General features: G+C 49.2%; 11 protein-coding genes and 2 pseudogenes. All 13 read right to left on the bottom strand.

Features of this window, described 5'->3' with window-relative positions:
- Nucleotides 1-33 precede the first annotated feature (33 nt).
- Entirely contained in the window at nucleotides 34-996 is a 963-nt protein-coding gene (gene menA, locus JCM15908_RS02935; protein WP_051530747.1) for a 1,4-dihydroxy-2-naphthoate octaprenyltransferase, read from the bottom strand.
- 48 nt (nucleotides 997-1,044) lie between these two features.
- Nucleotides 1,045-3,434, bottom strand: a pseudogene (locus JCM15908_RS11915) (putative porin).
- A gap of 2 nt (nucleotides 3,435-3,436) precedes the next feature.
- A complete protein-coding gene (locus JCM15908_RS02925) occupies nucleotides 3,437-3,670 on the bottom strand; it encodes a hypothetical protein (RefSeq protein ID WP_025002207.1) in 234 nt (77 codons plus the stop codon).
- A 35-nt stretch (nucleotides 3,671-3,705) separates the two neighbouring features.
- Nucleotides 3,706-4,509 (bottom strand): DUF4468 domain-containing protein, encoded by an 804-nt coding sequence (locus JCM15908_RS02920; RefSeq protein WP_051530746.1) that lies wholly within the window; start codon nucleotides 4,507-4,509, stop codon nucleotides 3,706-3,708.
- Between the two features lie 314 nt (nucleotides 4,510-4,823).
- Complete coding sequence (locus JCM15908_RS02915; protein WP_025002205.1) at nucleotides 4,824-5,243, bottom strand: HU family DNA-binding protein; 420 nt, start codon at nucleotides 5,241-5,243, stop codon at nucleotides 4,824-4,826.
- A gap of 1,018 nt (nucleotides 5,244-6,261) precedes the next feature.
- The gene (locus tag JCM15908_RS02910; protein WP_025002204.1) at nucleotides 6,262-7,773 is read right to left on the bottom strand and encodes a glycoside hydrolase family 10-like protein; all 1,512 of its coding nucleotides are present in this window, start codon (nucleotides 7,771-7,773) and stop codon (nucleotides 6,262-6,264) included.
- Nucleotides 7,774-7,824: 51 nt separating this feature from the next.
- Nucleotides 7,825-8,277: a hypothetical protein gene (locus JCM15908_RS02905; RefSeq protein WP_025002203.1), complete on the bottom strand. Its 453-nt coding sequence runs from the start codon at nucleotides 8,275-8,277 to the stop codon at nucleotides 7,825-7,827.
- A 38-nt stretch (nucleotides 8,278-8,315) separates the two neighbouring features.
- Entirely contained in the window at nucleotides 8,316-8,705 is a 390-nt protein-coding gene (locus JCM15908_RS02900; protein ID WP_025002202.1) for a hypothetical protein, read from the bottom strand.
- 72 nt (nucleotides 8,706-8,777) lie between these two features.
- Nucleotides 8,778-9,326, bottom strand: coding sequence for an RNA polymerase sigma factor (locus tag JCM15908_RS02895; RefSeq protein WP_025002201.1), 549 nt, complete (start codon nucleotides 9,324-9,326; stop codon nucleotides 8,778-8,780).
- A 40-nt stretch (nucleotides 9,327-9,366) separates the two neighbouring features.
- The gene (locus JCM15908_RS02890) at nucleotides 9,367-9,639 is read right to left on the bottom strand and encodes a T9SS type A sorting domain-containing protein (protein ID WP_234396364.1); all 273 of its coding nucleotides are present in this window, start codon (nucleotides 9,637-9,639) and stop codon (nucleotides 9,367-9,369) included.
- Nucleotides 9,640-9,776: 137 nt separating this feature from the next.
- On the bottom strand, nucleotides 9,777-10,691 hold the full coding sequence (locus tag JCM15908_RS02885) for a ribonuclease Z (RefSeq protein WP_025002199.1): 915 nt from the start codon (nucleotides 10,689-10,691) through the stop codon (nucleotides 9,777-9,779).
- 2 nt (nucleotides 10,692-10,693) lie between these two features.
- A complete protein-coding gene (locus tag JCM15908_RS02880) occupies nucleotides 10,694-11,251 on the bottom strand; it encodes a lipocalin-like domain-containing protein (protein WP_025002198.1) in 558 nt (185 codons plus the stop codon).
- Between the two features lie 24 nt (nucleotides 11,252-11,275).
- A pseudogene (mazG, locus tag JCM15908_RS11910) lies at nucleotides 11,276-12,168 on the bottom strand (nucleoside triphosphate pyrophosphohydrolase).
- Nucleotides 12,169-12,194 lie beyond the last annotated feature (26 nt).

The following is a 12,194-nucleotide window of genomic DNA, read 5'->3' as shown; positions in this document are numbered from 1 at the left end:
TAATGAAAATGACAGCGGAGACTATCGTGTTTGTCAAGAGGCCATGAGCAGACCGAGCGTCGTAACGATACCGAAGACAAACATATTCCGGGCCGTCTGTCCCAGTATCTTGTTGAGTTCGCGCCCTTTCCGTATGCGTATCATCTGCTGATAGGTCAGGACATGGAGGAAGAGGTAGACATCCGGCAAGAAGAAGGCGACGAAATCCGTCCACTGACGGTTACCGTCCCAAACCGTAAGCTGTACGCCCAACACGGCCGCCAATCCCAGCCCGAGGTAGAGCCGTTCGGCATACTTCTCGCCGATTCGTACCACCAACGTCATTTTTCCGTCCCTACGGTCGTTCTCCCGGTCGCGATAGTTGTTGACAACCAGCAGGGTGTCTATTACCAGTCCGCACCAGACAGAAACCGAGAACACGTGCCAGTCGATGCGTTCCGCCCCCTCGGGAAGAACAACATAGCAAGTCAGGCACACGGGAACAATACCGAAGAAGACCAAGACAAGAAGGTCGCCAAGTCCGAGATAGGACAGCCGCGTAGTATAAAGGAAACAGAAAGCGACACAGACCAACCCGACGACTATCATCTCCCAACCACCATAGACAATAAGCGGAAGCCCTGTCAGGCAAGCCAAAGCCGTCGTAACGACAATACCTGCGCGCATGGCAGGGAGCGTTATCCATCCCTCGCTGCACGCCCGTTTCGGGCCGAGCCTCGTGGCTGCGTCGTCGTTGCCCCTAAGACAATCGAAATAGTCATTGATGAAGTTGGCATCTATCTGCATAATGAACGCAAAAAGAAAACAAAGAACGGCAGGCAGCAACCTGAAGCTGTCCCATCCGCCCAACCGCAGCGCGAAAGCGATGCCAATCATAACGGGAACAGCTGCCCCCGTCAGTGTCTTCGGACGTGCTGCCAAAAGCCACGCCTTTGCCGAATTGGCAGCGACAACAGGCTGTGGCTGACTGATATTTCCTTTTACCGGGTCTGTCATGCTTGGTTTATGTTTATCGTTCCGTCTCCTATTCAGGAATCATTGCATTTAGTTGAAGAAGTTCCAGCTGACTCCAAAACGGAATATGCGCTGATTGAGCGGATAGTGGGGCATGAAGAAATAATCACCGCTACTGCCGCTGTTCACGTGAGAGTACATTACAAAGAAGCGTGTGTGCTGGAGCTTAAAGTTGGCATAGACGTTCAGGAGCGGATAGTTGCCTATCTCCGTGCGGCTTGCCTCCGTCTCCTGAATACCGAAAGCTCCGATTCCCGGAATATACTCGGGGGCATAATACTTCGTGAAGTAGCGGCCGTCTACCCCGAAATCGCAATCAAGCACCTTGGCTATCCTGAATCTGATAAACAGGTTGGAGTAGGCATTGAACGCCGGAAGGGGCAGCACTTCCTGCTCGCTCGACTTCTGGAAGGTCAGCACATTCTGCCAGTTGAGGATACCCAGCCGGAAATCTTGCTGAAGCTGAATGGTAAGAAGACTGATGGGACTGCCGTGCTGACGTACATTTGCCTCGCTGTTCTGCACCAGATAATTGTCATTATTAGCCACACGGTCGTTCTGAAGGCCAAAATAAGTATAGTTCTTTATCATATCGTAGCCGACGCGGAGCCGCGTGCGCGTCTTTTCCAAGGCGAACTCTCCGAGCAGGCGCGTGTGCGTCTGAAAACCGGTATTGTTATCCCACCAAAAGTGCCGCGAACGGAAAGTATTCATATAGAACGACGGCGAATCGCGGTGGAAGAAGGCAGTTGCCGCCAACTGCACCGTGTCGCCCAACAAGGGGAAGTTGAGTTCGGCATGGCCGTCCAGATGCAATTGTCCCATATTGGCTCCTGCCACCCACACTTCGCCCGTAAGGTCGTAGTGAAGCGTATTGCCCGATGTTCTCAACAGCTGTCCGCCGACAGACAAGTCGTGCTGATTCCACGCCTGATAGCCATCGAACATAGCCGCAGCAGAGGCTGTGGGGGCAAGGACGGACGGCAGTTCGTAATGGCGCAGCTCGTAAGAGGCAAACGCCTTCAGGCCTGCCTTCGCCCATTTATTGAAACCCTCCAACAGGGCGACGGCAAAGGTGTTGCGGAACGACCAGTGCCGGGTGCGGTCGTAGATGGAATCGCCCGGCGCATCGGGAGAGGTGTAGTAATCGTTCTTATAGTAATTGTCGGGAGTGGCGTATGCCTGATAGATACGGCGATAGTTGTCGAACCGCATCGTATGGATAAAGCTCGTAACGGGCACGTATTCCTCTTTCATCCACTGGTCTGCCGTGTCTTTCACGACGGCAGGGATTTCGGCAAGCTGCTTCATCTGCACGGAATCCTGCAGGTCTACCGTAATCCGCCCTCCACCGTCCTGCTTCTTGGAAGCGGAAGCAGGCGCGTCGCCGACAATCTTGGCATCATCGGGCCGGCCGGAATTAGCCGCATGGTTCCTGTCGTAGCTTCCTCGTCGAACTCCTCCCCGTCTTTCTGCGACTGACGGCGCGCCTTCTCCTTGGCTTTCTCCGCCTGCTGGGCCTGCTTCGACTTGAGGGCAAACTTACGGGCCTCTATCTCCTCCTTCGTCATCGGTACTTTCCTGAAGAATCCGAGGCTGTAGCGGTGGTTGAAGAAAGCATGCTGGTTGTCATTTCTGTTCCAGTTTTTCGTAAGCTGCGTGGGAATCTCCTCCTCGGTGAAGCTCTCGTTGAACGTTTCGGGATGCGTAATGTAGGCATCGTTGGTTATGCCTCCGCCCTCGGCTACCTTCTGATGGTTGAGCGAGAACAGCAAATGCGCCTGATAGCGTTCGCCCAGATAAGAGCCCCACATGGAATAGTCAAGATGCGAGGCACTCTGGTTGCTGTAATAGCCACGCCCGTACAGATAGTCGAACTTAAATCCGAAACCCCACTTCCTGCCTGCATTGACGGCAAAGAGAGCCTTGAAATGGTCTTCCCCGTTGGTTCTGTTTCCTGCCGTATTATAGGAAAGGTTGGTTATAGGCGACAGACTGGAAGTGAAATGAAAGTCGCCCGGCTGGGTGATGGCGTAGCCGTAGGGGTCGAGGAAGAAGAACTCGGACGCGTCTTCGCGGTCTATGAATATGCGGTTCTCGCGCGGTGAGCCGAGATTGCCCAATGAATTGTACTCGCCACGGAGTCCTGTGGTGAATATAGTGTTCATATACATCTCCGAAAGCGTGTCGGGCGTGGCTTCGGTCCGGTTGCCGAACCGCTCGTCTATCGTCCAGACCTTCAGGCCGCGCGGAACAATCTTGTGCTGACTCTGCACGGAATCAGACCTGCCGAGACGGCGGTTGTTCTGATAGCCCTCGGCAGCAAACGTGCCGTCGTCCACCGCCTGAAAATCGTCTATCTGGGCATTGACGGCACACGCTGCCATCATTGCGGCTATAAGCAGGGAGATTCTTCTCATCATCAACGGATAATGCGCAATAAGGCTTCGACAAACTTGAATAGCATGGAGACCAAGACGATGATGATGCCAACCGTCCTGTCTTCCGACATCAGCATAACGATGACGCCGGCAATGGCCCCCAACATGAAGATACCGTTGAGCCACTGGCGCGTATGGATGAACCGGTCGTGCTCTGCCGGACGGCGGCGACGGCTGGGACGGCGTGCCGTACTGTTCTGAAGTTCTTCTGTCATAATAAGATAATAATGAGATAAGGGAATGAAAGTCTTTACTTTAATGAATCCTTGAAAACCTTGAATATATAGTCCTTGCGGTCGACGGTCGCCCGACGGAACTTGCCGGAAACGGGAAGCAGGCGCGTGCGCTTCTTGTTGACGCTGGCCTTGTCGGTTATCCACTCCTCGGCAGTATAGTTGCTGACCTTTCCCTGCACGTCGTAGTTATAAGTCAGGCGGGTCATGGTCAGCACCGCAGCCCCGTCGGTGCAGCTCACCTGCAATACGTAGTTGAACTTGCTGAAGTCCAACGACAGGAATGTGGACGAGAAGACGAGTTTCTCGTGGATGGTGGCAATCAGGCTGTGCTCTCCCGGATTGACCAATGCAACCTTGCTCTCAGCCAACTGATTCTCCTCCTTCGTGAGTCTTGTCAGAAACGCAAGGGCCTTGTCGTAAAGCCGCTCAGCCGGCACACCGGGCACTTCGACCCGTTCCGACCAGACCACCTTGCCGTCGACAAGAGGGATACAGTCTGGCCGAAGATAGACATCGTCGGCCTTGGGGAGGGATGGCCTGCCTTTCGGGGTTGCGGCACTATTGCCTTCGCCGCCTGCAGGCACCGCCCATGAAGACGGCCGAACGGCTTCACCCTCCTTTACGGTTCCCGCCGAAACTGATTCCGAGACAGCCTCCCTTGCCCTTGCAAGGTTCTGCTCGGCTATTTCGAGCTGCCTCCGGGCCTCTGTCAGCTGCCGCTCCGCCTGCCGGAGCTGCTCTTCCGGCGTCAGCGTATTCTGTGCCACGGCCGCCAGAGGCAGGAGAACGACGGCAAGTGCCCATATTTTCTTCATCATTCTGCTGTTTCTTTTCGATTACGAGTAGCAAAGATAGTCATTTTTATTCAATTGCCCTTTTCCGCCTCTTGTTTTTAACCTTTTCCGCCACAGAATTTAACGGTTAACAGAGCCTGCAGGGGCAGACGGGGCACCTGTCCCTGCGCTGTCAATTGTCATAAGGAAGGTTCTCTGCGCCGAAATCCGTTCATTGCGCACATTCTCTCCCCATTGCAGGCGAAGCGCAGACGGACGGACATAAAAAAATGGTGCAAGACCCGTCATAGCGACGGACCTTGCACCCCAAGTAATTTTAAGAGTCATGTGTTTCTTTCTTATGACAGAACGGGAGTGTCGTCGCCGCTGCCCGACTGGCTGCCCTTCTCCTTCACCGTCTCGTATGACGTTTCGCGCAACGAGGCTTTCAGCTCAACGCCCGGAGTGAACGTAACACGGGGCTTGATGTCATCGGTGTTGAAATCCTTTTCCTTCTCCGCTCCCTTGCTCGAAAGCGTGAGGCGCATCGTTCCGAAGTCGCCCAGCTGCACGCTGAACCCGTCGCGCAGATAGCCCGGCAGGCAGTCGATGAAATTGAAGAGCACGTTCTCGATGTCGCCGCGCGTCAGCGACGAGCGGCCGGAGATGTCGCGTGCAATGTCGCGCAGGCTCTTTCTGCCGGCATTGACGGGATTGGCATAAAATTTCTCCTCGGTTTTCTTCTGCGGATTCTTCCGCTTGATTAACTTTACTTTCATACTCGAATTGTTTTAAGTCAATAGTATCCGTGCCTATTGCACGTCAGGGCTGTCTGCCCGTTTTTCTCTTTGTCTTGCAGCCTGTCTCCGCTCCCTGAAACCGGGATTCGGGGAGGCTTTAAATTTATATACGGTTAGCGGAAAATTTCTATACGTATAGAAATATTTTTCTAACCGCTTCCCCGTAAATTTATATACGGTTAGAAATTTTCCGCTAACCGTATATAAATTTACCGCACGCGGCAAGCGGCTTTTCTGATGTCTGAAAAGGGAGGATTCGGTCGCTGTACCACGCTTGGCCCGACTGAAAAGGGACATGGCGGAACGCGCAAAGGAAACTTCCGGGAATCCTTTGCCTACGGGCGTTTGACGGCTGCCGCCGCACGCGTAAGCGTGAGGGATAAAGCGCGGGGTTGCGTCAGATACGTTACCTATATATATGAGAGAGAGAGAGAGAGAGAGAGAGAGAGAGAGAAGTAACAAATTATTTGGAACTGCCAAATAATCCGGCAACTTTTTTTCATCCCGATGAAAATTTCCCTTTCCCGATTGTCTGTCAGAAAGACATACATACTCATGCCTACACCTTATATTATATAGGTGCTGCTGTGTATGGCTATGATTCTCTCTTGTGTTCATTCTTTAATAGTCGTAATTCTACGGCAAAGATATGAAAAGTTTTCCAAAACAGCAAAGAAAGAAGGAGGGAAAGTCATTGAAATGATAGTTTTGCAGAAGCCCCGAAGTATCGGGCCTGATTCGTGTATGGATGTTCTATGCTTAGCGGACGATAAAATAAACCATGCCGTTCTGGTTTTTTGTACGCTGACACAATTTGCATTATACTCCCGGAACGGATGAGTGATTATAAGCCGGAATATACTCTTTCGTTCATTCTTTTTGAACAATTAGCACCAATAAGGGACAGGCCCGTGTCTATCCGGCTTATTTGCCTTAAACAGATGAGAGTGCCTGTCCCTTACAGTTTTTGTTGCAGTCTTTCGACTATATACGAAAGCTACAATTTTACCTTCTTTTTCTTGCCCGTGCTTTCATTGCTCATCCTGTCCAAAGTGGTAACGACGAAAGTATATCTGTCGTTACCGTCACGATAGTTCAGGCGCACCATCGGCTCAGAGGTGATGGCTACAATCTTGGAAGCGTCGTCCAAGTTGACCGGTGCTCCCTGTGCGAAACAATAGACGACGTACTTATAGGGGGCATCCTGCCATCCTTCACCCTTCGGAGCTTTCCACGTCAGGCAGTACCCATCGCTCGTCCAACGGGCCTTCACGCTTTTGGGCTTCCGGGGGGGCTGGCCGTCAATGAACGGCATGGAGGGCTGCAAAGCCGGATAACGCCAGTAGTTGGTGCGGAGAAGCGTCTCGTAATTGCCGGGATTCTGAACTACGGAGGAAGAATACCAAAGAACGGTCCCCGAAACGTTCTCGGCCTGCCCGTGCAGACGACGCTTGGCCGGCAGCTGGTGGGAACGGGGATTCTGCGGGTCGACATTCTTCACGGTTCGCAGTACATCCTCCCCGATGTACAAGGGACGGTTTCCTGCATGATTGTTCCACCACCCTATCAGCTCCTTGTAGTCTGCAGCCTTGTTGCCTATCTCCCAGTAAATCTGCGGAACGCAATAGTCTACCCACCCGTTGTTTACCCATTGTATAACATCAGCATACAAGTCGTCGTAGTTCTGTAGTCCGTTTGTCCGGCTGCCAACTCCCGGCGCGCTCTTTGCATTACGGTAGATGCCGAACGGCGACACGCCGAATTTCACCCAAGGCTTGACGCCGTGGATGGCGTCGCCAAGCTGCTTGATGAAAACACTTACGTTGTCTCTCCGCCAGTCGCCTATGTTCTTGAAGAGATGGCCGTGTTCCTGAAACTCCTTTTGGTCGGGAATTGTCTGCCCAGCCACAGGATAGGGGTAGAAATAGTCGTCGATATGGAATCCGTCAATGTCGTAGCGTCTGACAATGTCTTCTGCTATCTTGTAGATATAATCCCTGTTCTCTGCAATTCCGGGATTGAGAACGTACAGCCCGTCATAGGAAAAGACACGTTCGGGATGGGTAACGGCTATGTGGTTCTGGGCCAAGCGAGTGGTTGTCTTTGTCTTGGCGCGGTAGGGATTTATCCATGCATGGAGTTCCATTCCCCTCTTGTGGCACTGCTCTACCATCCACTGCAACGGATCCCAATAGGGCGAGGGCGGTGTTCCCTGCTGTCCTGTAAGAAACTTGCTCCAAGGTTCATAGCTGCTCGGATAGAGGGCATCGCACTCTGCACGAACCTGAAAGATAATGGCATTGACACCGTCTTTCTGAAGCGCATCAAGCTGTTGGGTCAGCATCTGCTGCATCCTCGCCGTTCCAATATTCTGGAACTGACCATTTACACACTGAATCCAAGCTCCCCGAAATTCACGTTTCTTAGGACCGCCGGCAAAGACACAGCCTCCTATCCCCAAAAACAGAAAAGACAGGAAAGCAATAGATAGAATACGAAACTTATTCATCAATATTTATATTCTGAATGTGATTTTATACGAAAGAAAGGATATGGGACGTCATCTCCGCCGTTTTGCGACATGCTGCCTGCCGTTGCGCTTGGCAATTCTACGAAAGAACTGCCGGTGAAATCTATGTTCTGCCTTCAGAATCTGGCTGAGCTTTACGGCAGAAACAACCTTCAGCATCTTTGCATGATAGTCTTTTTCTAATTCCTTCATCTTAATATTCAGCTCGTCGCACTTTTGTATGGCCTCTTTGGCAGCAGCTTCCGAAGCCGGTTCCTGACGACGATAGAAACGCAAAGATTGATGTAACGCCCGACGCTTCTGCTGCATTTCGTCATAGACAGGGAAAAAACGGGCAGCCTCTTTCTGAGTAAGATGGGCATTGGCAGCGATGTAGCGATGTATTTCAGCAGTAAACTTATGAGAATCGAACTTCTCCTGTGCATAACTTATCAACACTGAAAAGGAGAAAAGAAGCAACAGACTGACTTTATTTATCTTCATAAACCTATATTCTGATTAATATTATTATTCGTCAACAACTATTGTTCGTCAATAACGGCAACATAAAACTCGTCGTCGTCCAAAGCCATATAGTCGATAGCCTCATCCAATACGTCTCGGGAATTATTTTCAGCAAAGGAGGAAACGGAAACTGCCGAAGAAACAGAGCCTTGTTCTGAACTTGTCCGACGATTTTCCTGCCTTGACAACATCAGCCCGGCCACCAGTACCACTACGAGGAACGAAGCAGCTATAGCCAATGGACGCAGGAAGCGGATAACTATGTGCGAAGAATGTTGACGTCCGGCCGTTCCGTTATCCTTAATGCGTGTCATCAACCGGATAGAGAAACTGTCAAAATAACCGTCGGGAACATTGAAAGCACGTTCCTTTCCATATTGTGAATATAGTTCTTGTTCAGAGTTCATAGCTGTATATTTTTTGTACTTTTAGGACGCAAAAGTTCTTATAAGGTTTAATGAAAGGGCGATTAATTGAAATCAAGAATGAGATTTTACGTACTCGGTTATCTTTCGTACGGCAATATGGTATGATGCCTTCAAAGCTCCTTCGGTTGTTCCCAACATCGTGCTTATCTCGGAATACTTCATTTCATCGTAATAATGGAGCACAAAGACAGTCCGCTGCACGTCGGGCAGCTGTGCAATAGCTTCCTGCAAGACAGCCTGCCCCCTGTCCCCATCAAAGTATTCGTCCGCTGTCAGTTTATTGGCAATTCCTGTTTCTTCATTAGAATTTGCCGAAACAAACTTCTTTTGACGGCGAAGAAAATCTAATGCTTCATTTATGGCTATGCTGTACAGCCAAGTAGAAAGTTTGGATTTCCCCTTAAAATCATCCAAACTCTTCCATGCTTTCATAAAAGTATTCTGCAATACATCATCAGCATCGTCATGAAAAAGGACAATGCTACGTATTTTCCAATACAGAGACTTGCTATACTGATTGACCAATAATGCAAAAACTTTCTCCCGACAATCTCTATCAGTCAGGAGACGACCCATCTCAGATTCTTCCATCTGCGACATATCAACTTATACGCCCACTCTATGAGAGGCATACAAGTGCTTATCTGATATAGATTTTGCGAACAACCTTACCCACCTTTACGATATAGCAGCCTTTCGGAAGATTCAGATTATAACGCTTGTCGTTACCATCCACACGAACGCTCATCACACGAACACCCGTTACATTGTAAATCTGAAGTACCTCGTCATTGGCACCCACAACCTGAAGTACGGAACCTGAAACGGAAATAATGATGTTCTGTGCTTCCTGCTCAATAACCTCAATGGCAGTATTGGCCTGCAACCTCATAGGGGAAGCAAATATAGCCATTGAACAGATAAGTATATAGGCAAATATCTTCTTCATCTTTTATTTTCTTAATGCAACTATGCAAAGATAGCATTTTTTAGTGAAAAAGAGGACAGCAGGGCATTATGAAATATTGTTCGATTTGAATTATTTAACAATTATACGTCAAATACAGCTCCCTCTTTTGTCAAATAACTATTCGGAAAGACTTCTTGGGCTTCATGCAGCAAGCGAGTTTCATCGTTATAGCGAGCAGAGTAATGTCCCAAAAGCAGCTTACCCACATGAGCATCCCGTGCTACAATTGCCGCTTGCCGGGACGTACTATGATAGTAAAGCCTTGCCCTGCCTTCATTATCACTGGCATAGGTACTCTCATGATAAAGAGTACTGACGCCCGAAATCATCCGATGGAGATGGCTCATATATCGAGTATCCGAACAATAAGCATAGCTGCGAGAAGGTGTGGCCGGAGTAGTCAGTCTGGCATTAGGAATAATTTTTCCATCTGCATCTATCCAGTCGGCACCCATTTTTATATTATTGATCTGGCTGATGGGTATATGATGGAAGTCTATCATGTCGCGCCGGATATGCGGCAGCATCGGCTTCTCCCTGAAAAGAAAGCCACAGCAAGGTACACGGTGCTGTAAAGGAATTGTCTCAACCGTCAAGCTCTTATCTTCAAAGATAACTGCCGATTGTTCCGTATCAACCGCATGGAACACCACATCGAACTCTAAGCCGTGGCAAAAATAGTCAAGCCCCTGCTTCAGCATAGCACCTAAATCTGCAGGGCCATAGATATGCAGGGGGGCAGTACGACCTGTCATTCCGAAGGAAGAAATCATTCCAAGTAACCCAAAACAATGGTCGCCATGGAGATGGGAAATAAACACGGCAAGCAGTTTGGAAAAATGGATATGCGAACGTCGTAGCTGAATCTGCGTGCCTTCCCCACAATCTATCATAAACAGCTTCTCCCGGATTTCCACAACCTGCGACGAAGCATAGTGCTGAAGGGTGGGAAGCGCACTTCCACACCCTAAGACATGTATTCTAAACGGATTCACTATTATTTCTTTCGCGTAAACGAGAAAATGCCTTCTTTGTTTTCCAATAATAGAGAATCCGCACCTAACTCTTCAACCTCGAAGGTATCACGCGACAAAACGAGCTTACCATTGTATATCTTCCACGAAGTCCAAGGATTCCGTTCAGCCTCAGTGTGCGACACGATAGCTCCCCCTTCCTTTATATCAAAGTTTTTATCAATACTCGTCCATGTACCTATCAGCGAGGTTAAGTTAATGGCCTTACGGATGAAACGGTCGCCATATTCCATATACCCAACGGCTGCAAACTTGTCTCCATTGATTTTGCCTCCTTTGACCACTTCTATTGTGTCGTCGGGATTCACCAAATACTCAATCGTATCACCTGCATCTGTAACCAAAATCAACGAGTTCATGCCACCGTCGACCATAGTTCCGTAAACCGTACTGTCACCAGCGTTCAGCGTGTCAGTGTTCTCTACATTCTTATCCAACACAGGCTTAGCCTTATCCTGCTTACATCCTGCTATGGAAAAGCCGAGGATGCCTACCAATATAAAAATAGTCAGTTTCTTCATATTTGTAATTTGATAATGTAAAAATCAACCCAATAGCTTTTTAGCTTCATTCCAAAGCTCATCCATCTCCCCAAGCGTCATATCCTTTAAAGATTTTCCTGTTTCTGAAGCCCTCTGCTCAATATGCGTGAACCGCTTGATGAATTTCTGATTCGTATATTCCAAGGCATTGTCAGGATTCAGATGATATAACCGGGCTGCATTGATAACAGAAAAAAGGAAGTCGCCTAACTCTTTCGTGGATTTTTCCATGTCTTCTACCTTTAGCTCTGCCTTCAGCTCATCCAGTTCCTCGCTGACTTTTTCCCAGACATCTTCTTTTTGCTTCCAGTCGAAGCCCACATTACGGGCTTTATCCTGTATACGGTACGCCTTGATGAGACTGGGCAAAGAGTCGGGTACACCTGAGAGTACGGTTTTATTCCCCCCCGCTCTTTCTGCTTCCGCTGTTCCCACGTCGACTCTACTTGGACGGACGTAGTTGGAACTTTCGTTTCGCTACTCCCAGTCTCAGGGATATTGACCTGCGACAGTTCGTCCTTGTAAACGACTTGCCCATTTGCATTAACAATCATTTGACTATTCGTAACCACCCAACCAGTCCAGTCTATGAAGTCGTGCCTGAACATCAGCTTGTCCGACTGCGCGTTGCAGACATCGGCAATATCGAATGTATCCGTTTCATTCCCCAACATGGCATAAAATATGACATGCTCCAAAACATCTCCCAACTCCTTGCAGATGTTCTTTACATCTTGTTTCATCAAGGCATCTGCCAACTCGAAAACTTCCTCTATTGTGTTCGGACGAAGACTTTCAAAAGTTTGCTTCCTGTCCCATGGACATTCCTTTCTCAGCCGGTCTTGTATATCCAACAACCGTCCGAAGGCTTCCAGTTTTTCTTTCTTGGTATGCAATCTATTCTATATAATTAGTTAAAAGA

It is taken from the genome of Prevotella dentasini JCM 15908, from assembly GCF_000614065.1.
Classification (GTDB): Bacteria; Bacteroidota; Bacteroidia; order Bacteroidales; family Bacteroidaceae; genus Prevotella; species Prevotella dentasini.
This window is presented reverse-complemented; position numbering and strand designations above follow the sequence as displayed.

What these genes read in the sequence shown, in the direction of transcription:
- menA (WP_051530747.1), bottom strand. Translation starts at nt 996, where the DNA reads ATGACAGACCCGGTAAAAGGAAATATCAGTCAGCCACAGCCTGTTGTC.
- JCM15908_RS02925 (WP_025002207.1), bottom strand. Translation starts at nt 3,670, where the DNA reads ATGACAGAAGAACTTCAGAACAGTACGGCACGCCGTCCCAGCCGTCGC.
- JCM15908_RS02920 (WP_051530746.1), bottom strand. Translation starts at nt 4,509, where the DNA reads ATGATGAAGAAAATATGGGCACTTGCCGTCGTTCTCCTGCCTCTGGCG.
- JCM15908_RS02915 (WP_025002205.1), bottom strand. Translation starts at nt 5,243, where the DNA reads ATGAAAGTAAAGTTAATCAAGCGGAAGAATCCGCAGAAGAAAACCGAG.
- JCM15908_RS02910 (WP_025002204.1), bottom strand. Translation starts at nt 7,773, where the DNA reads ATGAATAAGTTTCGTATTCTATCTATTGCTTTCCTGTCTTTTCTGTTT.
- JCM15908_RS02905 (WP_025002203.1), bottom strand. Translation starts at nt 8,277, where the DNA reads ATGAAGATAAATAAAGTCAGTCTGTTGCTTCTTTTCTCCTTTTCAGTG.
- JCM15908_RS02900 (WP_025002202.1), bottom strand. Translation starts at nt 8,705, where the DNA reads ATGAACTCTGAACAAGAACTATATTCACAATATGGAAAGGAACGTGCT.
- JCM15908_RS02895 (WP_025002201.1), bottom strand. Translation starts at nt 9,326, where the DNA reads ATGTCGCAGATGGAAGAATCTGAGATGGGTCGTCTCCTGACTGATAGA.
- JCM15908_RS02890 (WP_234396364.1), bottom strand. Translation starts at nt 9,639, where the DNA reads ATGGCTATATTTGCTTCCCCTATGAGGTTGCAGGCCAATACTGCCATT.
- JCM15908_RS02880 (WP_025002198.1), bottom strand. Translation starts at nt 11,251, where the DNA reads ATGAAGAAACTGACTATTTTTATATTGGTAGGCATCCTCGGCTTTTCC.